General features: G+C 65.0%; 25 protein-coding genes and 1 tRNA gene. 13 read left to right on the plus strand and 13 right to left on the minus strand.

The features are described from left to right. The first annotated feature begins 103 nt into the window (after positions 1-103). Together RBA40_RS08885 and RBA40_RS08890 are read left to right on the plus strand one after the other, a co-directional pair. Positions 104-901: an alpha/beta fold hydrolase gene (locus tag RBA40_RS08885; protein WP_306647576.1), complete on the plus strand. Its 798-nt coding sequence runs from the start codon at positions 104-106 to the stop codon at positions 899-901. A gap of 54 nt (positions 902-955) precedes the next feature. After that, a complete protein-coding gene (locus RBA40_RS08890; RefSeq protein WP_306647579.1) occupies positions 956-1,960 on the plus strand; it encodes an alpha/beta hydrolase in 1,005 nt (334 codons plus the stop codon). Positions 1,961-2,077: 117 nt separating this feature from the next. Here RBA40_RS08890 and RBA40_RS08895 read toward each other — a convergent pair whose 3' ends face one another. Further along, positions 2,078-2,764: a hypothetical protein gene (locus RBA40_RS08895; protein ID WP_306647580.1), complete on the minus strand. Its 687-nt coding sequence runs from the start codon at positions 2,762-2,764 to the stop codon at positions 2,078-2,080. Positions 2,765-2,840: 76 nt separating this feature from the next. Between RBA40_RS08895 and RBA40_RS08900 the strand changes: the two genes are divergently transcribed. After that, a tRNA-Pro gene (locus RBA40_RS08900) sits at positions 2,841-2,917 on the plus strand. A gap of 76 nt (positions 2,918-2,993) precedes the next feature. Here RBA40_RS08900 and RBA40_RS08905 read toward each other — a convergent pair. Further along, positions 2,994-3,509, minus strand: coding sequence for a cupin domain-containing protein (locus RBA40_RS08905; protein ID WP_306647581.1), 516 nt, complete (start codon positions 3,507-3,509; stop codon positions 2,994-2,996). A 111-nt stretch (positions 3,510-3,620) separates the two neighbouring features. On the opposite strand from RBA40_RS08905, the gene RBA40_RS08910 reads away from it, so the two are divergent. After that, positions 3,621-4,526, plus strand: coding sequence for a LysR family transcriptional regulator (locus tag RBA40_RS08910; protein WP_306647582.1), 906 nt, complete (start codon positions 3,621-3,623; stop codon positions 4,524-4,526). Positions 4,527-4,617: 91 nt separating this feature from the next. On the opposite strand, the gene RBA40_RS08915 is transcribed toward RBA40_RS08910, so the two are convergent. The 10 genes from RBA40_RS08915 to RBA40_RS08960 are packed head-to-tail and all read right to left on the minus strand — an operon-like array spanning position 4,618 to position 15,835. Next, the gene (locus RBA40_RS08915) at positions 4,618-5,529 is read right to left on the minus strand and encodes a hydroxymethylglutaryl-CoA lyase (RefSeq protein ID WP_306647583.1); all 912 of its coding nucleotides are present in this window, start codon (positions 5,527-5,529) and stop codon (positions 4,618-4,620) included. A 23-nt stretch (positions 5,530-5,552) separates the two neighbouring features. After that, entirely contained in the window at positions 5,553-6,482 is a 930-nt protein-coding gene (locus RBA40_RS08920; RefSeq protein WP_306647584.1) for a 2-hydroxyacid dehydrogenase, read from the minus strand. A gap of 29 nt (positions 6,483-6,511) precedes the next feature. Next, complete coding sequence (locus tag RBA40_RS08925; protein ID WP_306647585.1) at positions 6,512-8,554, minus strand: acetyl/propionyl/methylcrotonyl-CoA carboxylase subunit alpha; 2,043 nt, start codon at positions 8,552-8,554, stop codon at positions 6,512-6,514. 36 nt (positions 8,555-8,590) lie between these two features. Further along, positions 8,591-9,625, minus strand: coding sequence for a biotin synthase BioB (gene bioB, locus RBA40_RS08930; RefSeq protein ID WP_306647673.1), 1,035 nt, complete (start codon positions 9,623-9,625; stop codon positions 8,591-8,593). Between the two features lie 16 nt (positions 9,626-9,641). After that, positions 9,642-10,454, minus strand: a complete 813-nt coding sequence (bioD, locus tag RBA40_RS08935) for a dethiobiotin synthase (RefSeq protein WP_306647586.1) — start codon at positions 10,452-10,454, stop codon at positions 9,642-9,644. Between the two features lies 1 nt (position 10,455). Further along, complete coding sequence (gene bioF / locus RBA40_RS08940; RefSeq protein WP_306647587.1) at positions 10,456-11,637, minus strand: 8-amino-7-oxononanoate synthase; 1,182 nt, start codon at positions 11,635-11,637, stop codon at positions 10,456-10,458. A 3-nt stretch (positions 11,638-11,640) separates the two neighbouring features. Continuing rightward, entirely contained in the window at positions 11,641-12,978 is a 1,338-nt protein-coding gene (bioA, locus tag RBA40_RS08945; RefSeq protein ID WP_306647588.1) for an adenosylmethionine--8-amino-7-oxononanoate transaminase, read from the minus strand. Between the two features lie 4 nt (positions 12,979-12,982). Continuing rightward, the gene (locus RBA40_RS08950) at positions 12,983-13,768 is read right to left on the minus strand and encodes an enoyl-CoA hydratase/isomerase family protein (RefSeq protein ID WP_306647589.1); all 786 of its coding nucleotides are present in this window, start codon (positions 13,766-13,768) and stop codon (positions 12,983-12,985) included. Between the two features lie 21 nt (positions 13,769-13,789). After that, entirely contained in the window at positions 13,790-15,397 is a 1,608-nt protein-coding gene (locus RBA40_RS08955) for a carboxyl transferase domain-containing protein (RefSeq protein ID WP_306647590.1), read from the minus strand. Positions 15,398-15,409: 12 nt separating this feature from the next. Beyond that, complete coding sequence (locus tag RBA40_RS08960; protein ID WP_306647591.1) at positions 15,410-15,835, minus strand: YchJ family protein; 426 nt, start codon at positions 15,833-15,835, stop codon at positions 15,410-15,412. Positions 15,836-15,988: 153 nt separating this feature from the next. Between RBA40_RS08960 and RBA40_RS08965 the strand changes: the two genes are divergently transcribed. The 3 genes from RBA40_RS08965 (at position 15,989) to RBA40_RS08975 (ending at position 17,542) form a co-directional block, all read left to right on the plus strand. Then, positions 15,989-16,939, plus strand: coding sequence for a zeta toxin family protein (locus RBA40_RS08965; RefSeq protein WP_306647592.1), 951 nt, complete (start codon positions 15,989-15,991; stop codon positions 16,937-16,939). Further along, positions 16,936-17,202, plus strand: a complete 267-nt coding sequence (locus RBA40_RS08970; protein ID WP_306647593.1) for a hypothetical protein — start codon at positions 16,936-16,938, stop codon at positions 17,200-17,202. Before RBA40_RS08965 ends, RBA40_RS08970 begins: the two co-directional genes overlap by 4 nt. Before the next feature lie 103 nt (positions 17,203-17,305). Next, positions 17,306-17,542 (plus strand): hypothetical protein, encoded by a 237-nt coding sequence (locus RBA40_RS08975; protein WP_306647594.1) that lies wholly within the window; start codon positions 17,306-17,308, stop codon positions 17,540-17,542. Positions 17,543-17,613: 71 nt separating this feature from the next. On the opposite strand, the gene RBA40_RS08980 is transcribed toward RBA40_RS08975, so the two are convergent. Continuing rightward, the gene (locus RBA40_RS08980) at positions 17,614-18,864 is read right to left on the minus strand and encodes a D-amino acid dehydrogenase (RefSeq protein ID WP_306647595.1); all 1,251 of its coding nucleotides are present in this window, start codon (positions 18,862-18,864) and stop codon (positions 17,614-17,616) included. A gap of 346 nt (positions 18,865-19,210) precedes the next feature. Between RBA40_RS08980 and RBA40_RS08985 the strand changes: the two genes are divergently transcribed. The 6 genes from RBA40_RS08985 (at position 19,211) to RBA40_RS09010 (ending at position 25,955) form a co-directional block, all read left to right on the plus strand. Then, the gene (locus tag RBA40_RS08985; RefSeq protein ID WP_099873080.1) at positions 19,211-19,951 is read left to right on the plus strand and encodes a GntR family transcriptional regulator; all 741 of its coding nucleotides are present in this window, start codon (positions 19,211-19,213) and stop codon (positions 19,949-19,951) included. Positions 19,952-20,030: 79 nt separating this feature from the next. After that, a complete protein-coding gene (locus tag RBA40_RS08990; protein ID WP_306647596.1) occupies positions 20,031-20,912 on the plus strand; it encodes an N-acetylmuramic acid 6-phosphate etherase in 882 nt (293 codons plus the stop codon). Between the two features lie 67 nt (positions 20,913-20,979). Continuing rightward, a complete protein-coding gene (locus RBA40_RS08995; RefSeq protein ID WP_306647597.1) occupies positions 20,980-22,254 on the plus strand; it encodes an MFS transporter in 1,275 nt (424 codons plus the stop codon). Continuing rightward, positions 22,251-23,375 carry an acyltransferase family protein gene (locus RBA40_RS09000; RefSeq protein WP_306647598.1) on the plus strand — a complete coding sequence of 375 codons (1,125 nt, stop codon included), beginning with the start codon at positions 22,251-22,253 and terminating at the stop codon, positions 23,373-23,375. Before RBA40_RS08995 ends, RBA40_RS09000 begins: the two co-directional genes overlap by 4 nt. Positions 23,376-23,442: 67 nt before the next feature. After that, complete coding sequence (locus tag RBA40_RS09005; protein WP_306647674.1) at positions 23,443-25,023, plus strand: glycoside hydrolase family 10-like protein; 1,581 nt, start codon at positions 23,443-23,445, stop codon at positions 25,021-25,023. Continuing rightward, on the plus strand, positions 25,020-25,955 hold the full coding sequence (locus tag RBA40_RS09010; protein ID WP_306647599.1) for an N-acetylglucosamine kinase: 936 nt from the start codon (positions 25,020-25,022) through the stop codon (positions 25,953-25,955). Before RBA40_RS09005 ends, RBA40_RS09010 begins: the two co-directional genes overlap by 4 nt. The last annotated feature ends 11 nt before the right edge of the window (positions 25,956-25,966 follow it).

The raw sequence follows: 25,966 nt of genomic DNA on the forward strand, positions 1-25,966 counted from the left end.
CACCTGACAAGCCAGGGCGGACAGTTACCGCCTGCCCCGGTCGAGTAAAAATGTAGTGCACTATATAATCGCTAACTAACTTAATCTCTTAAAAGGAACCACCATGAAAGCCATCAACACCATCGCCCTCGCCCTGTCGATCACCGCTGCCGCAGCAGCCACCCCGGCACTGGCCGCGCCAGCCTCGGTCGCCACCGTCAAGCCGACTGTCATCCTGGTGCACGGCGCCTTTGCCGACGCCGGCAGCTGGAACGGCGTGGCCGCCAAGCTGCGCGCCGACGGCTACAGCGTGATCGGCGCGGCCAATCCGCTGCGCAGCGTCAAGGGCGACGCCGCCGTGGTGTCCGATATCGTCAAGAGCGTCAAGGGTCCGGTGGTGCTGGTCGGTCACTCCTACGGCGGCGCCGTGATCTCGACTGCCGCCAACGGCAACCCGAACGTCAAGAGCCTGGTCTACGTGGCCGCGTTTGCTCCGGACCAGGGTGAAACGGCACTCGAACTGTCCGGCCGCTTCCCCGGCGGCACCCTGGGCCAGGCGCTGGCCGAGCCGGTTGCCATCGCCGCCGGCGGCAAGGACTTCTACATCCAGCAAGACAAGTTTCACCAGCAGTTCGCCGCCGATGTGCCGAAAGCCGATGCCCAGCTGATGGCTGTAAGCCAGCGCCCGATCGCCGAAGCGGCGTTGACCGAAGCGTCCGGCGCCCCGGCCTGGAAGAACCTGCCGTCGTACTTCATCTACGGCACCGGCGACAAGAACATCCCGGCAGCCGCCCTCGGCTTCATGGCCGAACGCGCCAAATCGCGCAAAACCGTTGAAATCAAGGGCGCTTCGCACGTCGTGATGACCTCGAACCCGGCTGCCGTTGCCCGCCTGATCGAAGACGCCGCGCAAGCCAAGTAATCCGATCCAATATATAGCTCGCTACTTAATAGACACCAACTACAAGGAAGCATCATGAAAGCCACCCTCGCCCTGACCCTGCTCGCCGCCTCGCTGTCGACCGCCCACGCGGCCAGCCTTCCCGGCGTCGAACGCAACACCGCGCAATTTCTGAAAGCGATCGAAGGCGGCAAGCCGCTCAACCAGATGACGCCGGAAGAAGCGCGCGCCGTGCTGGTCGGAGCGCAGGCGGGCAGCAAGGTGGCGCTGGCGCCGGCCGATGTGAGCCAAAAAACCGTCACCCTCGACGGCAAGCCGGTCCAGCTGACCATCGTGCGCCCGGCTGGGGCCAAGGGCAAGATCCCGGCCTTCATGTTCTTCCACGGCGGCGGCTGGGTGCTGGGCGACTATCCGACCCATGAGCGCCTGGTGCGCGACCTGGTGGCCGGTTCCGGCGCGACGGCGGTGTTCGTCAACTACACGCCATCGCCGGAAGCGGGCTACGGGGTGGCGGTCAAGCAAGCCTATGCGGCGACCCGCTGGGTGGCCGAGAACGGCGACGCCATCAACGTCGACGGCAAGCGCCTGGCGGTGGCCGGCAACAGCGTGGGCGGCAACATGGCGGCGGTGGTCAGCCTGATGGCCAAGGATCAGGGCGCACCCAAGCTGCGCGCCCAGGTGCTGATGTGGCCCGTGACCGACGCCAACTTCGATACGCCGTCGTACAAGCAGTTTGCTGACGGTCACTTTTTGACCCGCGACCTGATGGTCTGGTTCTGGGACCACTACACCAAGGACGCCGGCGCCCGCAAAGAGATCTACGCGTCGCCGCTGCAAGCGACCAGCGCGCAACTGCAAGGCCTGCCGCCGACGCTGATCCAGACCGCGGAATTCGACGTGCTGCGCGATGAAGGCGAAGCTTATGCCCGCAAGCTCGACGCGGCTGGTGTGGAGGTCAAGAGCGTGCGCTACAACGGCATGATCCACGACTTCGGGCTGCTCAACGCGCTGGCGGCCTTGCCAGGTACCCGCAGCGCGCTCGAGCAGGCGTCGCAGGAACTGAAGCTGCGTCTGAAATAAGCAGTGATGGCCGGGCCTGCGCTGAGCTAGCCTGCGCCTGACGTCTCCGCCGGCCAGGTGTTACCCGGGCCGGCTGGCGGCACGATCAGCATCGTTGGCGGTCGCCCTGCCGATCGGCTACCACTTGCAGCCACTATCCTTCTTATCGAGCAGCAGAACGAGTGGCGCCAGCAATCCACCCGGAATCCCATCCTTGCAGTCGCGTCGCTTGGCCCCCGCGATGAGCCGTGCCGCCTTGGTTTCGGTCGCGTACGGCTTGGGCGGAATCTGCGCCACGGCCATCGCCGCGCGCGCCGGGTCCGGTTTGGTGGCGATCTCGCGAGCAAACTTGCGGGCCGCGTCCGGATCGAACCGCGGGGCCCCTGATGGCGGCGCCACCGTGAACGCTTCCGGCGCGGCCGGTGCATCCGCTTCCTTCTCCGGCAAGGCGATCACGTCGGGCGCTGTGATGCTCTCCGCCGACGTTTGCCGGGCCCTCGCCGTTTGCGTGCTTGGTTTCGGCTCGGCTCGTTCGGTCGGGGCTGGCGCGGGTTTCATCGCAGGCTTCGGTTTCGGCTGCGGTACCACCTCGGGCACCAGCTCCGGCTCGGCCAGCGGCGTCGGTGCCGGTTCCGGCGCGCGCAGCCTCACCACCAGCGCCTCGCGCGGCACTGCTGCACCCTCCCGCCACGCCGGCACCAGCCCCTGCCGATACGCGAACAGCAGTAGTCCATGCACGGCAATCGACATCGCGATGCCGACGCCGACCCGGAACAACACCCGGTCGTTAACGGTTTGACCATGCGCAGGTGCGTAAAAATTCATCTATCTCGTAGAAAAACGCGAAAAAATCATACGGACCCTTGACCAAGTTAATTCCGTCCGTTATTATTCTGGTCCTCGGAGTGTGGCGCAGTCCGGTAGCGCACCTGGTTTGGGACCAGGGGGTCCAAGGTTCGAATCCTTGTACTCCGACCAGTATTTCTTATGCAGGCTGACGAAAAAGACCTCGTCAGCCTGTCATATCTCCCTCTCGTAGTTCTCTCTTGCAGCATCATTCCCCTTCCCAGTAGTCGACCGATTGGCCAATGTGGCCCACTGTCCGTTGTGGCAAGGTGTTTGCACCGCCGCCTGCATCGAGCAGCAGTGTCGCATACTTCCCCGAATCGGGAAATTCCACCACTTCCGGTGACATGTTCGTGCTCAGCGCCAGGTAGCGCAACTCGCCTTCCCCCGTATTGATGATTTGATGTGCCGTCTCCTGCCCGCCCGCCGGACAGGCAACAATGTCCCCCTGCCGCAGCGGATGGCTGGCGGCCCCGATCCTGATCGTTCCACATCCTTCGACAACGATGAACACTTCTTCGTTCACCCTGTGGTTATGAAAAGGGAAGGCGCGCTTGCCCGGCGCCAGCACGGTCAGGTTGCAGCCCAGCGCGCGCATGCCGACCAGTTCGCCAATCATTGCCATGCGCGGCGCAAACCGGTCGGCGGCCGGGCCGGTGGCCGCATACTGCGGCGGCGACTCCTGCGGCGCGAGTTGATCGAGGTTGATGATGGGATGGGGCATGCAGCTCTCCTTTGCTTAATTGATAAGCCATTATAGGAGTGCGGCACAGGAAGAAAAACAGCGGCAACCGTAATACACTGTCAAATTGAATTGACAATCGATGGCCTATTTATGCTGAACCTGAACCGGCTGCAGATGTTCGTTGCTATCGTCGAGACCGGCTCGTTCACGAAGGCCGCGGCCAGCCTCGACGTCACCAAGGCCATGCTGAGCTTCAACCTGAAGCAGCTCGAAGGCGAGCTCGGCGTGTCGCTGCTGACCCGCACCACGCGCCGTATCGCCGTCACCGACGCCGGCCAGCGCTTCTTCGGCAGCTGCGTGCAGGTGCTGTCGCAGGCCGAGGCCGCGATCGACGCCGCCCGCAGCAGCCATGCGGCCCTCACAGGTACCTTGCGCGTGACCTCGACCGCCGAATACGGCGCGCACATGGCGGTGCCCGCGCTGGCCGCGTTCGCGCAGCGGCACGAAGGATTGAAAGTGGATTTTTCGGCGTCCCCCGGTCTGGCGGATCTGGTATCGGACCGCTTCGACCTGGCCCTGCGTCTGGGCAGCCTGCGCGACTCGACGTATCGGGCGGCGCTGATGGAGCGCTTTGGCACCGTGCCCGTCGCCAGTGCCGCGTACCTCGCACGCCACCAGGCGCCCGCTACGCCGCAAGAGCTGCAAGCGCTCGATGGCATCTTCCACACGCGTTTTGAAGGACCGTTAAGCTGGACGCACACGGCCAGCGGCAAGATCGTCGCCACCACGCATCCGCGCCAGCGCATCGTCACCGACAACGCAGCCGGCATGCGCAGCTTCGCGCTGGCCGGTGCCGGCGTGGCGATTTTGCCTGAGTGGCTGGTGCAAGAGGATTTGGTTGCGGGACGTCTGCTAAGGCTACTGCCCGGGTATGCGTTGCCCGAACAGGGCGTGTACGCGGTCTATCCGAACACGCGCCATCTGCCGGCCAAGGTGGGGATGTTCATCGCCTTCCTGCGCGACTTCATCGGCCACAAACAGTCTTACGACCGTTAACTTTAAAGCCGTCGTTCCCGCCTGCGCGGGAAGTGTTTTCTGCTAGTGGCAGGAAAGACGGTTTTAAGGTTACGGGTTCCGAACCTGTGATTCAACCTGCGCGCTTGGCCGCAAGCGCATTGCCCGCGCGGCTGGAACCCTTGCGCCCCAAGTGCTGCGAAATGAACTGCCCCGCATCGACCACCATATCGAGATCGATCCCGGTTTCGATGCCAAGGCCCTGCATCAGGTACAGCACATCCTCGGTGGCCACATTCCCCGTTGCGCCCTTGGCATACGGGCAGCCGCCCAGGCCCGATACCGACGAATGAAAGATCGATACGCCCACTTCCAGGCTGGCGTAGATATTGGCCAGCGCCTGCCCGTACGTGTCGTGGAAATGGCCGGAGATCCGGTCCAGATGAAACTCCTGCGCCGCGCGCAGCATCACCGCCTGCGTCTTGCGCGCGGTCGATACGCCGATGGTGTCGGCGATGTCGATCTCGTCGCATCCCAGCTCGCGCATGCGGCCCACCACGTCGGCAACAGCGTCGAGCGAGACCTCGCCCTGGTACGGGCAGCCGAACGCGCAGCTGATGCTCCCGCGCAGGCGCAGGCCGTGGTCCTTGGCCGCCTTGGCCACGCTCTCGAAGCGCGCGATCGATTCGGCGATCGAGCAGTTGATGTTCTTTTGCGAGAACGCTTCCGAGGCCGAGCCGAAGATGACAACTTCGTCGGCTTTGGCGGCCAGCGCGGCATCGAAGCCCTGCATATTCGGCGTGAGCGCCGAATAAATGGCGCCGGTACGGCGCGTGATCCCGGCCATCACCTCGGTGCTGGTCGCCATCTGTGGCACCCACTTGGGCGACACAAACGACGCCGCCTCGATATTGGCGAAGCCGGCGCGCGAGAGGCGGTCGACCAGCTCGATCTTGACGGCGGCGCTGACCGACTCCTTCTCGTTTTGCAGGCCGTCGCGCGGCCCGACTTCAACGATCTTGACTTTCTGCGGCAGGGTGCTCATGTCGGTTCCTTGTTCATGTAACGTTAATACCCGCGTGCGCGGTCGACCACGTCGGCCACTGGATCGCCGCGTTCGAGCGCGCCGATCTTGCCGGCGATCTGCGCCACGCTTTCGCTGCGCAAGGTCAGTGCCGAAATATGCGGCGTGATGGTGATGCGCGGCTCGTCCCAGAACGGGTGCGGTCCGGGCAGCGGCTCGTTGCGAAATACGTCAAGCGTGGCGCCGGCGATGTGGCCCGAACGGATCAGGGTCAGCAAATCCGGCTCGGCCACGTGCGCGCCGCGCGCCACGTTGACCACATACGCCCCTTCGGGCAGCTTCGAGAGATTGGCGCGCGCCAGCAGGTTGGTGGTGTCGTGAGTGAGCGGCAGCATGCACACCAGCACCCGCGTACCGCGCAAGAATTCATCAAGGCCGTCATCGCCCGAAAAACAGGTGACGCCATCGATGTCCTTCTGGCTGCGGCTCCAGCCTCGCAGCGGAAAACCGAATTGGGCCAGCGAGTCGAGCACGCGCCGTCCCAGCATCCCCATGCCCATCACGCCGACCGTGAATTGCGCCTTGTCGAACTGCGGCAGCGGCGCCCAGACGCCACGGCGGGCCTGGCGTTCGTATTCGTCGAAGCGGCGGTAGTAGCGCAGCACCGCATGAGCCACGTATTCGGCCATCTGGATCGCCATGCCGGCGTCACCCAGGCGGATGATGGGGACCGGCGGCAGCGCGTCGCCGAACTTGAGAATGGCGTCTACGCCGGCGCCGGTCAGGAAAATCGCCTTGACCTTGGCCAGGTGGTCGAGCAGCGCCGCCGGTGGCGACCAAAGAACAGCGTAATCGCAAGGCGCGCAGGGCACGCCTTCCTGCCAGAGCACCACCTCGGCCTGGGGCAGCACGCTGGCGAAATCGCGGACCCACGGCTCGGTAACGCCGTCGGCTCGATGTAGAAGAATGCGCATGCTTGTCTCCACTATGTTTTTCTGTTTTTTTATGCAGCCTTGAATGCCAACAGCGGTGCGCCGTCGGCGACCTGGTCTCCTACCTGATACAGAATTTCTTCCACCAGCCCGTCGCTTGGCGCGCCGATGGTATGTTCCATCTTCATCGCTTCCATGATGACGAGCGGGTCGCCCTTCTTGACTTGCTGTCCTTTGGTGGCGAGTACCGCCACCACTTTGCCCGGCATCGGCGCGGTCAGGCGCCCGCCAGCGGCTTCGGCTTCACCGGCATGCGCCATCGGATCGTTATAGACCAGCACAAAGTGGCGGCCGCCCGTGAATACGTGGAAGGTGTCGCCGTCAACCCGCACGGCGCCGTGGATCGAGGTCGCACCAAGCTTGATCGACAGCTCGGCGCCATCCTGCGCGGTGACCGCCAGCTCGGCGTCGATGCCATTGACCGTCAAATCCCACCCATGCGGGCGATACGTCAGGCCGACGTTGTACCCCTTGCCTTCCTTCGCCGCCGAATACTCGTCGGTGAACGAGAGCTGGCGCTGGTAGGCGCTGTTCAGGCGCCAGCCGAGCGCGTTCCCCCACGGGTCTGACCGATTGTGCGACTGGCCGGTTGACGCCTGCTTCTCGGCGCTGGTCAAGGCCACCGCGGCCAGCGCCAGCGCGCCGACGGGCGCCGCTTTTGGCAGCGGGAACAAGGTGTCCGCATTGCGTTCGATCAGGCCCGTGTCCAGATCGGCCGTTGCGAACGCGGCCCCTTCGACCAAACGCTTGAGAAACGCGATATTCGTGGCCAGACCAACGATCTGGAACTCGGCCAGCGCCTGCGACATGCGCGCCAGCGCTTGCGTGCGGTCCGCGCCCCAGACAATCAGCTTGGCGATCATCGGGTCGTAGAACGGCGAAATGGCGTCGCCCTCGCGCACGCCGGAATCGATGCGCACCGCCGCCGGCGAACCGCCCGGCGTTCCACCGAGTTCGAAGCTGACCGCACCCGGCGTATCCATATGGCGCAAGGTGCCGATCGACGGCAGGAAGCCCTTTTCAGGATTTTCGGCGTAGATGCGCGCCTCGATCGCGTGGCCACGGATGCCCAGTTCGGCCTGCGTTTTCGGCAGCGGCTGGCCGTTGGCCACGCGCAGCTGCCACTCCACCAGATCGGTCCCGGTGATCATTTCGGTTACCGGATGCTCGACCTGCAGGCGCGTGTTCATTTCCATGAAGTAGAACGAACCATCCTGGTTGGCGATGAATTCGACCGTGCCCGCGCCCACGTAACCTACCGCGCGCGCTGCGGCCACGGCGGCCTCGCCCATGGCGGCGCGGCGCTCAAGCGACATCCCTGGCGCCGGCGCTTCTTCCAGCACCTTCTGGTGGCGCCGCTGCACCGAGCAATCGCGCTCGTGCAGGTAGACGCAATTGCCATGGGTGTCGGCGAATACCTGGATCTCGATATGGCGAGGACGCAGCAGGTATTTTTCGGCGAGGACCTTGTCGTCGCCGAATGAGCTGATCGCCTCGCGCTTGCACGAGGCCAGCGCCGCCTTGAAGTCTTCCGATTTTTCGATCACGCGCATGCCCTTGCCGCCACCGCCGGCACTGGCCTTGAGCAGCACCGGGTAGCCGATGCGGTCGCCCTGCTTCTGCAAAAAGTCCGGGTCCTGCTCGTCGCCGTGATAACCCGGCACCAGCGGCACATTGGCTTTTTCCATCAGCGACTTGGCAGCCGACTTGGAACCCATCGCACGCATGGCCGAACCCGGCGGGCCAATGAACACCAGGCCCACTTCGGCGCAGGCGTCGGCGAATTCCGCGTTCTCCGACAAGAAGCCGTAGCCGGGGTGGATCGCTTCAGCGCCGGTGGCCAGCGCCACGGCGATGATCTTGTCGCCGCACAGATAACTTTCCTTGGCGGCGGCAGGGCCGATCAGCACAGCTTCATCGCATACCGCGACATGCTTGGCGTTCGCGTCCGCCTCGGAGTACACGGCGACAGTCCTGATGCCCATGCGGCGCGCGGTAGCGGCTACACGGCAAGCGATTTCGCCACGGTTGGCGATGAGGATTTTTGTGAACATGCGTGGGTCTCGATCGATATTTTTCTAAAAGGTGGATCAGCCGCCGCAGCTGGCCTTGGGTGCCGATTCCAGGGTCGATGCGCGCGTCACCAGGCCCAGTTTGGCCAGCAGGGTGCGGTCGTCTTCGGCTTCCGGGTTGTCGGTGGTGAGCAGCTTGTCGCCGTAGAAAATCGAATTGGCACCGGCCAGGAAGCACATCGCCTGTACCGCTTCGCCCATCTGGCGACGGCCCGCCGACAAACGCACGCGCGCCTGCGGCATGGTGATGCGGGCAACTGCGATGGTGCGCACGAATTCAAACGGGTCGAGCGGGTCCATGCCGTGCAGCGGCGTGCCTTCGACCTGCACCAGGTGATTGACCGGCACCGATTCCGGATACGGATTCAGGTTCGCCAGTTGCGCAATCAGGCCGGCGCGCTGCAGGCGCGATTCGCCCATGCCGACGATGCCGCCGCAGCAGACCTTCAGGCCGGCGTTGCGCACGCGGCCCAGGGTGTCCAGGCGGTCCTGGTATTCGCGGGTCGAGATCACGTTGCTGTAGAACTCGGGCGCCGTGTCGAGATTGTGGTTGTAGTAGTCCAGGCCCGCTTCTTTCAGGCGGTCGGCCTGGCCTTCTTCAAGCATGCCGAGGGTGGCGCAGGTTTCCAGGCCCAGCGCTTTGACTTCGCGCACCATCTCTTCGACCTTTTCCATGTCGCGCTCTTTCGGGCTGCGCCATGCGGCGCCCATGCAGAAGCGGGTGGCGCCGTTGGCCTTGGCCTGGCGTGCCGCATCCAACACCGTCTCGATGCCAAGGATCTTCTTCGCTTCGACGCCGGTGTCGTAGCGCGCCGCCTGCGGGCAGTAGCTGCAGTCTTCCTCGCAGCCGCCGGTCTTGATCGACAACAGCGTGGCCAGTTCGACGTCGCCCGCCGGGAACTGCTTGCGGTGCACCGTCTGCGCTTGGAACATCAGTTCATTGAACGGCAGCTCGAACAGCGCCAGCACGTCCGCCAGCGGCCAGGTGGCCGCGTCAGGCAAGGTGATCGCGGCCGCGGGCGGGTGGAAAGAGACAGCTTGGGTTTGGGACATCATGGTTCCTTCAGGTTCAGTCGCGCGCGGACGGCCAGCCTGGCAGCCCTGCGAGATCAATAAATTTGGCCGCGTCGGCAGCATTCGGCTGGTCCAGGTACGGGATGCGCCCCAGCAGTCGCGCAGGGATGCGTTCCGCCAGCGCCTCGACATTTTCGTCGGCGAAGCGCATGTCGGGATCGATCTCGTTGACGACCCAGCCGGCCAGCACCAGGCCGCGCGCGATAATCGCTTCGACCGTCAGCAGCGCATGGCTGATGCAGCCAAGGCGCAGACCCACCACCAAAATCACCGGCAGGTTGAGTTGTTCGGCTAGCTGGGCGCTGTCGAAATGGTCCGAGAACGGCACTCGGAAACCGCCCACGCCCTCGACTACCACGGCATCCGAGGCGGCCGCGATTTCGGCATAGGCGGCGATGATCGGCACCGGTTCGATGGTCACGCCATCGATCTTGGCCGCGATGTGCGGCGCGCAGGCTTCGCGCAGCATGTACGGGGTGGTGATGTTGACCGGCAGGTGCACGCTGCTTTCGCCGACCAGCATGTCGGCGTCGTCGTTATGCAGCTCGCCGTTGCGCATGGTGGCGCCGGCGGCCACCGGCTTCATGCCGCAGGCGCGCACGCCGCCGGCCACCAGCGTGTGCAGGATCGCAGCCGAGACCAGCGTCTTGCCGATTTCGGTGTCGGTGCCGGTAACAAAACAGCAAAAGCGCGACGGCAGGCCTTCGGCCGCCAGCGACGGCTGCGGTTCGGGAACCAGCACAGCATCGATAGCGGCATCGAGCACCGGTTCGGTCACCACGGGTACGATGGGATCATTGAGGCTCATCTCACGTCCTTTCCAGGTCGTTGAGCACAGCGGCGAGCTGCGCGACTTCTTCATGCGTGTGCGCGGCCGACAGGGTCACGCGCAGGCGGGCCGTCCCTTCGGGCACGGTCGGAGGCCGGATCGCCGGCACCCACAGGCCGTGCCCGTGCAGGCCGGCGCCGATGCGCAGCACTTCTTCGTTGGTGCCGATGACGATCGCCTGGATCGCGGTGCTCGAGGGTACGCGCTGCCAGCGTTTCAGGTCGATCTGTTCATCGAAGGCTGCGATCAGCGACTGCAGGTGCGCGCGGCGCGAGGCGCCTTCGTCGCCGCCGATGATACCGATGCTGGTCAAGAGCGCATGCGCCAGCGCCGGCGGCGCCGCGGTGGTGTAGATGTAGGGCCGGCCGCGCTGGATCATCAGTTCGATCACGCTGGCGTGCGCCGCGACAAAAGCGCCACCGACGCCGGCGGCCTTGCCGAGGGTGCCCATGTAGACGATATTCGGCGAGCGCAGATTGAAGTGTTCGAGCGCGCCGCGACCGTGCGCGCCCAGCACGCCGAAGCCGTGGGCGTCGTCGATCACCAGCCACGCGTCATGCTGCTCGCACAGCGCCAGCAGTTCCGGCAGGGGGGCGATGTCGCCATCCATGCTGAACACGCTGTCGGTGACCACCAGCTTGGCCGTCGCATTGCTGGCGGCCAGCAGCGCGCCCAGGGCAGCGAGGTCGGCGTGCGGATATACCTTGACCGCGGCGCGCGCCAGTCTGGCGCCGTCGATCAGCGAGGCGTGGTTGAGCGACTCCGAAAAAATCTGGGCGTCGCCATCGGCGCCGAGGGCGGTGAGGATCGCCAGGTTGGCCATGTAGCCGGTGCAAAAGCTCAGCGCGCGCGGCGATTCCAGATGCTCGCCGACGAATTCGGCCAGCCGGTCTTCGAGCCGCTGGTGCGCCACGCTGTGGCCCGAAATCAGGTGCGAGGCGCCGCTGCCGGCGCCGTACAGGTCCGCGCCTTCGCGCAGCGCATCGACCACGCGCGGGTGCGCCGCCAGGCCCAGGTAGTCGTTGCTGGCAAAGGCCAGCAGCGCGCGGCCGTTCACCATCAGGCGCGGCTTGCAGGGCGTGTCGACCACGCGCCGTTCGCGCGTGAGGCTTTGCTCGTCCAACTGGCGCAGTTGGCGCTCGATTGCATCAATCAGCTTCATCGGTCAGCTCGCGATCACGGTGTCGAACACGGCGCGGGTGCGCTCGGCCAGGCCGTCGCTTTCCTCGTCGGAGAGGATATACGGTGGCATCAGGTAAACGGTGCGGCCGATGGGGCGCAGCAGCAGTTCGTTTTCCAGCGCGCTGGCAAAGAAGCGGCGCGAAAAAGTGGCGGCGCGCGCGGCGTCGGGTTCGACCGCGTCGAATGCCCAGATCATGCCGCGCTGGCGGAAATTGCGCACGCGTTCATGTTCGGCCAACGGCGCCAGTGCGGTCGTCAGGCGCGTGGCGCGCGCGCGGTTGCGGTTCAACACGTCGTCGTCCTGGAAGATCTGCAGGGTCGCCAGCGCTGCGCGGCAGGCCAGCGGATTGCCGGTGTACGAGTGCGAATGCAAAAAGCCGCGCGTGACGTCGGCGCTGTAGAACGCCTGGTACACCTCGTCGCGCGTGAGCACCAGGGATAGCGGCAGGTAGCCGCCGCTGATGCCCTTCGACAGGCACAGGAAGTCGGGCCAGATGGCGGCCTGCTCGCAGGCGAAAAAGGTGCCGGTGCGTCCGCAGCCGACCGCGATTTCATCGAGGATCATGTGCACCTGGAAGCGGTCGCACAGCTCGCGCACCAGGGTCAGATACAGCGGATCGTGCATCGCCATGCCGGTCGCGCACTGCACCAGCGGTTCGATGATGATGGCGGCAATTTGCGCGGCGCGTTCCTCGAACAGCTTTTCCACGTCGGCCGCGGCGCGGCGCGCCACGTCCTGGGCGCTTTCGCCTTCCCTGGCATTGCGCGCGTCCGGCGAAGTCACCACGCGCGCTGCGCGCAGCAGCGGGCCGTACGCATCCTTGAACAGCGCCACATCGGTGACGGCCAGCGCGCCGATGGTTTCGCCGTGGTAGCTGCCCTGCAGGCAGACGAATTCCTGCTTGTCGGCCAGGCCCGCGTTGCGCCAAGCATGGAAGCTCATTTTCAGAGCGATTTCGACCGCCGATGCGCCGTCCGACGCGTAGAACGCGTGGCCGAGCACCTTGCCGGTCATCTCGGACAACTGCTCCGACAGGCGCACCACCGGTTCGTGCGTGAAGCCGGCCAGCATGGCGTGCTCCAGCCGGTCCAGCTGGTCCTTCAAGGCCGCGTTGATAACCGGATTGGCGTGGCCGAACAGGTTGACCCACCACGAACTGATCGCGTCCAGATAGCGCTTGCCTTCATGGTCGTACAGCCACGCGCCGCGCCCGTGGCTGACCGGGATCAGCGGCACGCTTTCATGGTGCTGCATCTGCGTGCACGGGTGCCATACGCTGCGCAGGCTGCGCGCTACCCAATCCTGGGGCATGTCCGCCATCACGTCACACCAGCCACGAAGGCTTGCGTTTTTCGAGGAAGGAAGCGACGCCTTCGCGTCCTTCATCCGACGCGCGTACATTGGCGATACGCTCGGCGGTATCGACCACCATCGCGGCGTCGACCGGTTTGCCGGTGACCTCCCGCACCAGCACCTTCGCTTCGCGCACGGCGTTCGGGCTGCTGGTCACCAGCGCGTTGACGATCGCCGCCACATGCGCGTCGAGCGCGTCGGCGGGCACGACATCGTGCACGAAGCCGATGCGGTGCGCTTCCTGGGCGCTGAATTTTTCGGCCGTGAGGAAGTAGCGGCGCGCCGCGTTTTCGCCCATGGCGCGGATCACGTACGGCGAAATGGTCGCCGGGATCAGGCCGAGTTTGACTTCGGACAGGCAGAAGCTGGCGCTGTTGACGGTCACCGCGATGTCGCACGCGGCCACCAGGCCCATGCCGCCGGCGTAGCAGTCGCCCTGGATCTTGGCGACCACCGGTTTCGGGCACAGGTAGATCGCGCGCAGCATTTCAGCCAGCTTGGCGGCGTCCTCGCTGTTTTCGGCATGCGAGTAACCGGCCATTTTCTTCATCCAGTTCAGATCGGCGCCAGCGCAAAAGGCCGGCCCGTTCGCATCGAGCACGATGGCGCGGATATCGTCGCTGCGTCCCAGTTCATCGAAGGCCAGCGACAGTTCGGCGATGGTGATTTCGTTGAACGCGTTGCGCACGTCGGGGCGGTTCAGGGTGACGGTGGCGACCCGGTCGGCGATTGAAACGGCGAGTGTCTGATAGTCCATGCGATTCCTTTACCTATTGCTTTACATGCGGAAGACGCCGAACTTCGTGTCGGCAATCTCCGCGTTGAGGGCGGCCGACAGACCCAGGCCCAGCACCATGCGGGTGTCGGCCGGATCGATCACGCCATCGTCCCACAGACGCGCGGTGGCGTAGTAAGGGTGGCCCTGGTGTTCGTACTGTTCCTTGATCGGCTGCTTGAAGGCGGCTTCTTCTTCCGGCGACCACTGGCCGCCCTTGCCTTCGATGCCGTCGCGCTTGACCGTGGCCAGCACCGACGCGGCCTGGTCGCCGCCCATCACCGAGATGCGCGCGTTAGGCCACATCCACAGGAAGCGCGGCGAGAATGCACGGCCGCACATGCCGTAATTGCCGGCCCCGAAGCTGCCGCCGATGATGACAGTGAACTTCGGTACCGCCGCGGTGGCGACGGCCGTGACCATCTTGGCGCCGTTGCGGGCGATGCCTTCGTTTTCGTATTTGCGCCCGACCATGAAGCCGGTGATATTTTGCAGGAACACCAGCGGGATCTTGCGCTGGCAGCACAGTTCGATGAAATGCGTGCCTTTCAAGGCCGACTCCGAGAACAGGATGCCGTTGTTGGCGATGATGCCAACCTTGACGCCGTAGATATGGGCGAAGCCGCAAATGAGGGTGGTGCCGTAGCGCGCCTTGAATTCGTCGAAGTCGCTGCCGTCGACGATGCGGGCGATTACTTCGCGCACGTCGAACGGTTTGCGGGTATCGACGGGAATGACGCCGTACAGTTCTTCGGGCGCGTATTTGGGCTCCACGGACTCGCGCAGCGCCATCTGGGCCGGTTTCACGCGGTTCAGGTTCGAGACGATGGTGCGTGCCAGCGACAGTGCGTGCAGGTCGTTCTGCGCCAGGTGGTCGACCACGCCGGACAGGCGCGTGTGCACGTCGCCGCCGCCCAGGTCTTCGGCCGTGACCACTTCGCCGGTAGCCGCTTTCACCAGCGGCGGGCCGCCCAGGAAGATGGTGCCCTGTTCCTTGACGATGATCGACTCGTCGCTCATGGCCGGCACATAGGCGCCGCCGGCGGTGCACGAACCCATGACCACGGCGATCTGCGGGATGCCCTTGGCGGACAGATTGGCCTGGTTGAAGAAGATGCGGCCGAAATGGTCGCGGTCGGGGAAGACGTCGTCCTGGTTCGGCAGGTTGGCGCCGCCCGAGTCGACCAGGTAGATGCAGGGCAGGTTGTTCTGGTCGGCGATTTCCTGGGCGCGCAGGTGCTTCTTGACCGTCATCGGATAGTAGGTGCCGCCCTTGACGGTGGCGTCGTTACAGACGATCACGCACTCCTGGCCGGACACGCGGCCGATGCCGGTGATGATGCCGGCGGCGGGCGCGGCGCCGTCGTACATTTCGTACGCGGCCAGCTGGGAAAATTCGAGGAAGGGCGTGCCGGGATCGAGCAGCATCTGCACGCGGTCGCGCGGCAGCAGCTTGCCGCGCGCGACATGCTTGGCGCTGGCGGCGGCGCCGCCGCCGGCGGCCGCCGCGGTGACTTTGGCGCGCAGGTCGTCGACAATGCTTTGCATGGCTGCGGCGTTGGCCTTGAAGTCATCGCTGCGCGGATTGAGTTTGCTGTCGATATGGGGCATTGCGATCCTTTTTTAGTCCGGGAAACTGCCGTCCAGGTAGTACCAGCGCGCCACCCCGTCGTGGGTCTCGCGAACGAAACGGCTCACTTCGTGCAGGCGGTGCGCGCGTCCGCCAATCTTGTAGCGGGCGACGAATTCTACGGTATCGGCGTCCGGCGATTCTAGCAGGTTTGCTTGACGTTTACGTAAACGTAAAGCGGATTTAATCTCCAGCCCGAGCCACCGGGTTTGTTCGTTTTCGCCGACGATCGGCTCGGCGGGGACCGTGCTCGGGTGCCAGGTGGCGCGCAGGTAGGCCTCGTTGCCCAGGGTATAGGCGCTGTAGCGCGAGCGCATCAGGCTTTCGGCGCTCGGCGGCACCGCCTCGCCCGCGAGGAAAGGGGCGCAGCAGGTGGCGAAGGTGGCGCCGCCGCAGGGGCAGGTGGAGGGTGAGGGCATGATTGTTTGCAAAAACGGAATCTTGCAATTATCCGCCATATTGCCGGCATTGGCGGGGCGGCGTATGCACTTGCGTGCGGACAGACCGTGGCCGTGGCGCGATGGTAGTTTGGAAGGCTACCAAATAACATCTCGCGTTGACAGGGCGGCTACATGACAAGTCTTTTTGCAAGGGCACTTTTGGACCATGAAACGATCGAAGCCTTCTTGGTCAGGTGTCTGGGAATCACGCACGAGCTGCTGCTCGACAACGGCAGCCGTGTGCCGTTACATGAACTGTGCAAGCGCATCCGCGATGCGGAGAGTGCCGTGGGAGCGGCTCACGCCTCCTCCACCCTCTCGAGTGGACGCAACCGGGTGCCGGAATACCGGAGCGATGCGGCACGCGCCATCGTGCGTGATCGGATCATCGGCGAACTGATCGTGAACGACAGGCTTGATTTCGATGAGCATATTCGTTTGGGGCACGGGGGCGCAAAGCCGCAAGGAAAGCAAGCGCAAACCGGTTCGGCCGCGTATCTGGTGACAGGGTTGCCGGCGTCGGGCAAGTCCGCGCTGGTCAGCATGCTGTCGGACCGGCTTGGCGCAATGGTACTCGACTCCGATTTTGCAAAGCGCAAGCTGCCCGAATTGGACCATGCGCTTGCGGGTGCCAGCATGGTGCACGACGAGCCGAACATGCTCGTTTTTGGTGATGGATCCGGAACACCATCGCTTTTTGAATATTGTACGTCGAAGAAATTGAATGTCGTCGTGTCTGTGGTCGGAAGCAAGGAATCTGGTCTTAAAACACTGCGCCAGTCGTTTATCAAAGCCGGGTACCGGGTCCATTTGACGGTAATGTTGCTTGACCGGGTCGAAGCGGCCAGAAGGGCGCTGCGCCGATTCATCCAAACGGGACGCTATGTGCCGATCAATCTGATTTTCGACGGCCATGCGAATGAACCGGTTTTGAACTACTATAAAGCATGGACTGACACGGTCGCCGGGAGGGACTTGCAATGGGCTTCGCTGGGCGCGTTGTCAACGGGCAGCCTGCCTGCGAAGGTGGACGGTTACAGTTCGGATGCGAACCCGGCTGCATTATGGGAGCGTTTGTCATGAAGAAAACATCACTACGTAAAAATCGTTTTAAGGCGAAACCGCGTAGCCGGCATGAAGACGACGGCGAGCCTAAGGGCTGGGACATGCACTGGTACGCTCATATCATTAACCAGATGTACCAGGCCGACGTTCTGCATGGCGAGAGTGCGCTGGCAACCATCAGCAGGCCGATTTCTCCCGGCGCACAGGCCTTCTACGACAAGATGTCTGCGATTGTGGAAGCCAGGCACCGCAAGGGCGGCGAGGCCACGCCCGTCAAATGATGTCGGAGCATGGCAAGTCGTCCGGTAAATGTTCACAACGATCGTTCGGATGCCAACCCGGCTGCGAGTGCCGCATTGTTAATTTGTAGCTTGAAAAGTAATTATGGCCAACGGAAAAATTGAATTGAAAATCGCTGAAACGGATCTTGATGAGGATCCGGACCACGATCCAGAAGAGGACAGCCCGGTTGCGTACCTGAGTCTTCCCGATCACCCGGGAGAAAACACATCTGGCTGCGTCAAAAAAATGGTGCGTCTGTACGACCTCATCGATTATGAAGGCGCGGATATTTATATGGACTTCGATGCTGCCGGACGCCTTTCGGAATCGAAATCCTGACCTAGCGGCCGCGTTCGGATCGAACCGTGGCGGCCGGCCCGCCCCCACCTTGCGCGCCAGCCCATCCATCGTCAGCCACGCAGCGCAAGTCCCTCCAAACTGATCGGCGGCGCCTGGCCCCGCATCACCGCGGCCAGGATGCTGGCCGTTCCGCACGCAAACGTAAAACCCAGCGGCCCGTGCCCCACGTTGAGCCACAGGTTGCCCAAGGGCGTGGCCCCGATGATCGGCGCGCTGCCCGGCGTGGCCGGACGCAGGCCGGCCCACGCGCTCAACTGTTCGTAATCGGCCGCCCGCGGCATCACCGCGCGCGCCTGGCGCAGCAGCCCGGCGATCCGGCCCGCATCGAGCGAAACATCTTCCCCCACCATGTCGACCATGGCCGCCACGCGCAGCTGGTCGCCGATGCGCGCATACAGCACCTTGCGCTCGAAGTCGGTCACGCTGATGGCGGGCGGACAGTCCCCCGGCCGCACCGGCGCGCTCAGGCTGTACCCCTTGAGCGGATACAGCGGCAGGTAAATGCCCGCCGTCGCCGCCAAGCTGCGGCTGCGGATGCCCGCCGCCAGCACATAATCGTCAGCGGCCAGCATGCCGGCGCTGGTGTCGAGCCAGGCCACCCTGCCCTTTTCCAGCAGGAAGCCGCGCGCCTCGGCGCGCACGATGCCGCGAAAGCGCGGATGCGCGCGCAGCCGCTCTCCGAGCCCGGTACAAAAGTCATGGCAGTCGGCCACCGCTTCGGCCCGGTTGAATACGCCGCCGGCCAGCACCGCTTGCGCCGCCGCCAGCGCCGGTTCGGCCGCCACGCAAGCTGCCGCCGACAGCACCTCGGCGCCGGCATCGGCGCTCGCCTCGGCGCGCGCCGCAGCCGCGTCGAACAGCTTGCCGGATCGGTACACCACCAGCTTGCCGGCTTCGCGCCAGCCATACTGCGCGCGCGGGAAGATATCGTCCAGCTGCCCCATCGCCGTGCGGCTCAGTTCGCCCAGCTGGAGCAGGCGCGCCGTCGTGCGGCGATGGATGCCGGCATCGCAGTGCGCCATGAACTGCGCCAGCCAGCGCCACTGGCGGCGGTCGGCTTCGGGCCGGAAACGCAGCGGTCCATCTTTTTGCAACAGCCAGCGCAGCGCCTTGAGCGGCACCCCGGCATCGGCGAACGGCGCCACGTAGCGGTAGCTGAGCTGCCCGCCATTGCGGAAACTGGCCCCGGTGCCGAGCAGGGCGTCGCGTTCGAGCAGGGTCACGCCGAAGCCGGCCTCCAGCAGCCACCAGGCCGAAGCCAGTCCCACCACCCCGCCGCCGATCACGATCACTTCCCGCATGCCGCTTCACCTCTCTCGCTAGACCCATGGCAGCAGCTTACGCACAGGCCGCCGCGCGCGCCAATGAATCCCACGCCAGCGCCCATAACCCCGATTCATATCTCTTGTCTATGCGCTAATAAGTCTGGCGCCTTTGCCAGCATGGCATAAAATTTCCTCGATGTCGGCACGAGCCGGGCGGCCAATCAGGCTAGAATGCAAGACGAATGCCGCCATAACGTCCCGGTATGCGCACCATGGATAATTTCATGCCTGCGCCTGCTGACCGACGGCGGCATGACGATTACACTGATGCGCACGCCAGCATGGCGGCAGCACAGGATCGATGACCATGAGCGGAACCGTAATGAGCACTACCCACACCGATTTCAAGGTCGATTTGAACGACAATTCCCCGCTCTACATGCAAGTGGCGCGCAAGCTGATCCAGGATGTGCGCGACGGGCGCTACCAGGTCGACCAGGCGCTGCCGTCCGAACGGCTGCTCTCCGAGCAGCTCGACGTCTCGCGCGTGACCGCGCGCAAGGCCATCGACCAGCTGGTCGAGCAGGGCCTGGTGGTGCGCCGCCGCGGCTCGGGCAACTACGTGGCGCCGCGCATCGAGCAGCCCCTGTCGAACCTGTCGAGCTTTTCCGAGCAGCTGCAGCAGCGCGGCTACCGTCCCGGCTCGCAATGGCTCAGCCGCTCGGTGGTGGTCGCTTCCGCCGACGAGCAATTGAGCCTGGGCCTGTCGCCGAATGCCCGCGTGGCCCGCCTCGAACGGCTGCGCCTGGCCGACGATGTGGTCATGGCGTACGAGGTCAGCGTGATTCCGGCCAGCGTGCTGCCCAAGCCGGAAGCGGTCGGCAACTCCCTGTACGAGCACCTGGCCACCACTGGCCACACCCCCGTGCGTGCACTGCAACATATCCGCGCGATGAATGCCGGGGCCGTGCTGGCCGGCCAGCTCGGGGTGCCGGAAGGCCAGGCGGTGCTGTACATCACGCGCGTCGGCTATCTGGAGTCGGGCCAGGCGGTCGAGCTGACCCACTCGTATTGCCGCAGCGACCATTACGATTTCGTGGCGGAGATGCGCCGCGTCGCCTGATGCTGTCGTTCTTGTCCCTTTCATACTGAACGCCGCCCGTTTGGCATTACACTAGCCGCATCGAAGCAGCGGAGCGGCCATGTTGAACACAGAAACCCCCGACCGGCAGCATGCCGACCTGGACCTGTACCCCACCGGTGAACTGGTCGATACCCTCATCGGCGACCAGTTTCACGCCGTGCGCGCGGTGCAGGCGGCCTCGAGCCAGATCGCCGCCGCCGTCACGGCCGCCCTGCCGCGCATCGACGCCGGCGGGCGCCTGATGTATGTGGGCGCCGGCACGTCGGGCCGGCTCGGCGTGCTCGACAGCGTTGAACTGTATCCCACCTTTTCCTGGCCGCACGAACGCGCCCTGGCGCTGCTGGCCGGCGGCATCGACGCCATGTTCGTCGCCGTCGAAGGCGCCGAGGATGACAGCGCCCGGGGCGCGGCCGACCTGCGCGCGCTCAACCCGGGGCGCGACGACGTGGTGCTGCTGCTGGCCGCTTCCGGCGCCACGCCCTACGTGCTGGGGGCCCTGCGCGCCGCCGCCGCGGCCGGTGCCCTGACGATCGGCTTTGCCAACAATCCGGACGCGCCCGTGGTGCGCGAGGCGCAGATCGGCATCACCCTCGATACCGGTCCGGAAGTCATTTCCGGCAGCACCAGGCTGAAGGCCGGCACGTCCCAGAAAATTGCCCTGAACACCTTTTCGAGCGCCCTGATGGTGCGTTTACACAAGGTCTACGGCAACCTGATGGTAGACTTGAAGCCAACCAATGCCAAGCTGGTGCTGCGCGCGGTCCGGCTGACGATGTTTGCCACCGGCGCCGACGAGGCGGCCGCCCGCGCGGTGCTGGAACAATGCGATTTCCATGTCAAGGTCGCCATCGTGGCCCTGACCAAAAAAACCAGTATCGCCCAGGCCAGGGTCTTGCTTGAGAGCGCGCGCGGCAGCGTGCGCCAGGCACTGGCCGCCTGACTGTCTTTCCGTGTCTTGCGCGGAGCGGCGGCGGCGGCCGCCCGGCCTGCATGATCACGAAAGAATTATGCAAACAGCGCAAGATAAAAGCCCCTGGCTTTGGGTACCCTCCCTGTACTTCGGTCAAGCCATTCCCTACGTGGTGGTGATGACCCTGTCGGTCCTGATGTACAAGGACCGCGGCGTCGGCAACGACGACATTGCCTTTTATACCAGCTGGCTGTATCTGCCGTGGGTCGTCAAGCCGCTCTGGTCGCCGCTGGTGGACATGGTGCGCACCAAGCGCTGGTGGATCGTTACCTTGCAGCTGGCGATCGGCGCCGCGCTGGCCGCGGTCGGCTTCACCATGCACCTGCCCGCGTACTTCCAGATCAGCCTGGCCGTGCTGTGGGTGATGGCGTTCTTTTCCGCCACCCACGACATCGCCGCCGACGGTTTCTACATGCTGGGCCTGAAGCAATACCAGCAAGCCGCCTTTGTCGGCGTGCGCAGCACTTTTTACCGGCTGGCCACGATTGTCGGCGGCGGCGCGATGGCCATGATGGCCGGCCATCTGACCACCAGCACGGGCGACGTCGGCTTTGCCTGGTCGGTCGTGTTCTTCGTGCTGGCCGCCCTGTTCGTCGCGCTGTTCGCCTATCACAGCGTGGTGCTGGGGCGTCCGGCCGAGGACAAGACCGTGCTTGGGGGCGAGAACAAGCTGGCCGAATTCTTCGCCACCTTTGCCACTTTTTTCGGCAAGCGCGATATCTGGCTGATCCTCGGCTTCATTCTCACGTTCCGCCTGGGCGAATCGCAATTGCTCAAGCTGGCGATTCCCTTCATGAAGGATCCCGTCATCAAGGGCGGCCTGGGCATGACCACCGAGCAGGTCGGGCTCGCTTACAGCACCATCGGCATCATCGCGCTGACCCTTGGGGGGCTGCTGGGCGGCTTCCTCATTTCGCGCCTGGGCCTGAAGCGCTGCCTGTGGCTGATGGTGTTCGCGGTGCACCTTCCCGACGTCGTGTTCGTCTACCTGGCCACTGCCTTGCCGCAGAATTTCGTGCTGATCGCCTCCAGCATCGCGCTGGAACAGTTCGGCTACGGTTTCGGTTTCACCGCCATGATGCTGTACATGATCATGATCTCGGACGGCGAACACAAGACCGCCCACTACGCCATCTGCACCGGGTTGATGGCGCTCGGCATGATGGTGCCGGGCATGTTCAGCGGGAAAATCCAGGAATACCTGGGCTACCAGCATTTCTTCATCTACGTGTGCGTGATGACCATTCCCGCCTTTATCATGGCGGCGCTGGTGAAGATCGATCCGGAATTCGGCAAGAAGACCGATAAATGACGGCGCCGGCCCGCCTTGCATCGCTGGACGCCTTCCGCGGCTTCACCATCGCGGCCATGACCCTGGTGAACAATCCGGGCGACTGGAGCCACCTGTATTCCCAGCTGGCGCACGCCAAGTGGCATGGCTGGACCTTCACCGACTGGATTTTTCCTTTCTTCCTGTTCATCGGCGGGGTATCGATGGCGTTTTCGCTGGGCCGCCTGGCCGCGGCCGGGGCCGACAAGCCGACCCTGCTGCGCAAGCTGGCCGTGCGCGCCGCCATCATCTTCCTGCTCGGCCTGGCGCTGAACCTGATTCCGGGATTCGATCTGTCCACCGTGCGCATTCCCGGCGTGCTGCAGCGCATCGCCATCTGCACCCTGCTGGCCGCACCCATCGTGCTGTATTTCAGCTGGCGCCAGCAAGTGCTGTGGATCGCCGGCCTGCTGGCGCTCTACAGCGTGCTGATGCTGTGGGTACCGGTACCCGGCATCGGCGCCGGCGTGCTCGAACCGGGCCAGGATGTCGGCGCCTACATCGACCGCCTGCTGCTCGACGGCCACCTGTGGCCGCAGTCCAAGACCTGGGACCCGGAAGGCTTGCTCTCGACGATTCCGGCCCTGTGCAGCCAGCTGCTGGGCGTGCTGGCGGGGCGCTGGCTGCTCTCAAGCCACTCGCGCACCGAACAGACCGTCTGGATGCTGCTGGCCGGCCTGGCCCTGCTGTGGATCGGTGCCATGCTCGACGTCGTGCTCCTGCCGATCAACAAAAGTCTGTGGACACCGTCCTTTTGCCTGTTCATGACGGGCTGGGCGCTGATCGTGTTTTCCAGCTTTTACTGGCTGCTCGATGCCAATCCCCACATTCCGCTGCGCAGCGCCGCCGCGCGCTGGAGCACGCCGTTGATTATCTACGGCATGAATGCCCTGTTCATTTTCGCGTTTTCCGGGCTGGTGTCTAAAATGCTGGGCTTTATCGAGGTCGGCGGTGTGACCCTGGCGCAACGGCTGTATTCACAGGTGAGTGCGCTTGGCGTGTCGCCTGTGAACAGCTCTTTGCTTTATGCTCTGCTGTTCAATGCGGCGATGTTCTTGCTTGCATGGTGGATGTGGCGCAAGAAATGGTTTGTAAAAGTTTAAATTGGGGAATGGTTTGCAGCCGAACAGGACAAGACGCGCATTCGTGCTAGCAGGGGTGGCCGGCGCCATGGCGCTGGGCGGGTTGATGACAGGGTGTACCACGGCCACGCCGGTGGCGGGGACCGGAGGGCCCGTGGGCGTGGTGCCCAGCCCGGCCACCATCCAGGGCGGCAGCGAGACCGTGCCGCCGGTGGCGCCGCGCGAATTTCGCGCCGCCTGGGTGTCGACGGTGGCCAATATCGACTGGCCCTCGCGCGCCAACCTGTCGGCCGAAAAACAACAAGCCGAGGCCATCGCCATCCTCGACCGCGCCAAGGCCATGAACCTGAACGCCATCGTGCTGCAGGTGCGGCCCAGCGCCGACGCCATCTATCCGTCCAAGCTGGGACCGTGGACCGAGTACCTGAGCGGCACCCAGGGCCAGGCGCCGCAGCCGTGGTACGACCCGCTCAAGTTCTGGGTCACCCAGGCCCATGCGCGCGGGCTGGAACTGCACGCCTGGTTCAACCCCTACCGCGCGCGCCACGCCACGGCCAAGTCGCCACCCGCGCACGACCATATTTCCACGGCCAATCCGGCGGCCGTGAAGAGTTACGGGCGCTTTTTGTGGATGGACCCGGGCGAAGAATCGGCGTCCAAGCACACCCTGGACGTGATTCTCGACGTGGTGCGGCGCTACGACATCGACGGCGTGCACCTGGACGACTATTTCTATCCGTATCCGATCGAGGCGCCCGGCGCCAGCGGCGCGGAAACGGCGGCGCTCGACGGCGCTTACGTGCCCAAGGCCGAGCTGGATTTTCCCGACCAGCCGGCCTGGCAGCGCTACCTGCTCTCCGGCGGCACGCTCACGCGTGCCGACTGGCGCCGCCAGAACGTCAACAAGCTGATCGAGGCGATGTACAACGGCATCCACCGCGAGAAAAGCTGGGTCCGGCTCGGCATCAGCCCTTTCGGCATCGGCCGTCCAGACCGGCGCCCGCGCGGCATCGTCGGTTTCAGCCAGTACGACAAGCTCTATGCCGACGCCGAACTGTGGCTCGCCAACGGCTGGCTCGACTATCTTTCGCCCCAGCTGTACTGGGCCATCGGCCAGGCCCCGCAAGCGTACGACGTGCTGCTCGATTACTGGGTGGGACAGAACGGCAAGCGGCGCCATATCTGGCCCGGTTTGTTCACCAGCCGCATCGGCGCCGCCAGCAAGGGCTTCCAGGCCAGGGAAATCGTGCAGCAGATCGGCGTGACGCGCAGCCGTCCGGGCGCCGGCGGCCACGTGCATTTCAGCATGGTGGCATTGATGGAAAACCGCCAGGGCCTCAGCGACCAGCTCAAGACCGGCCACTACGTCGCCCCGGCGCTGGTGCCGGCGTCGCCGTGGCTGGGTAACGACGCGCCGGGCCTGCCGACAGTCGCCGCGCGGCGCGAGGGCAACGGCGTGGCCCTCAAGCTTACGGCCGGCAAGGCCAATGCGCACTATGCGATCTGGTCGCGCCATGGCGGCGAATGGCGCTTTGCTGTCGTGCCCGCTTCACACGCCGACTGGACCGTGCTTGACGACGCCAGACTCGGCCCGGCCAGCGCCGTGTTCGTCAGCGCGGTGGACCGCCTGGGTAACGAGGGCGAACGCATCTCCGTCCTCAAGCCATGAGTGGCCTGGGCCTCGGCATCGATGCCGGCGGCACCCGCACGCGCTGGGCGCTGGCGGCGGCCGACGGGTCCATCGTGGCCGAGGGCGACGTGGCCGGTTTGTCCGCCTTGCAGATGGGCAGCGCGGCTGGCCGCGCCAGCGTGCAAGCCAGTTTCGCGGCGCTCGCGGCCACCGTGCTTGCCCATGGCCGTCCGCGGGCGGTGCGCGCCGGGCTGACCGGCTTCGGTGGCGATGGCGCGCAGTTGCAGCAGTGGCTGGCCGGCCCGCTCGGCTTGCCGGATGAAAAGGTCGTGCTGTGCAGCGATATCGAGATTGCTTACCTGGCCAGCTTTGCGCCGGGCGAGGGTTACCTGGTGTATGCCGGGACCGGCTCGATCGGCGCGTGGATCGATGCCGATGGCGTGTTCCAGCGCGCGGGCGGGCGTGGCGTGATGCTCGACGATGGCGGTGGCGGCTTCTGGATCGCGCGCGAGGCGCTGCGCCACATCTGGCGCAATGAGGATGAAGAACCGGGCCGCTGGCGAGGGTCGCCCATGGCGCAGGCCGTGTTCGCGCAGATCGGCGGCGACGACTGGGCGCTGTCGCGCCAGTTCATGTACGGGCAGGAACGCGGCGAGATGGGCCGGCTGGCGCTGGCCGTCGCTGCGAGTGCCGAGGCCGATCCGGTGGCGGCCGCGATTCTTGCGGAAGCGGGACGCGAGCTGGCGCGCCTGGCACTGGCCTTGACGGCGCGTTTTGGTGCGCGCCCGGTGGTGCTGGCCGGGCGCGCCGCCGCGCTGCATCCCCTGATTGTGAACACGATGCGCGCCGGCTTGCCGGATGCGCTAAGCTTGACGCAGACGACGGCCCGCGCTCATCATGCAGCGGCGCGTTTAGCCGCCACCACCGCCTCCATCGCTCCCGCGCAGGCGGGAGCGACGGGGAAAATTTAACGCTACCGTTA

It is taken from the genome of Massilia pseudoviolaceinigra, assembly GCF_030846505.1.
Classification (GTDB): Bacteria; Pseudomonadota; Gammaproteobacteria; order Burkholderiales; family Burkholderiaceae_D; genus Telluria_A; species Telluria_A violaceinigra.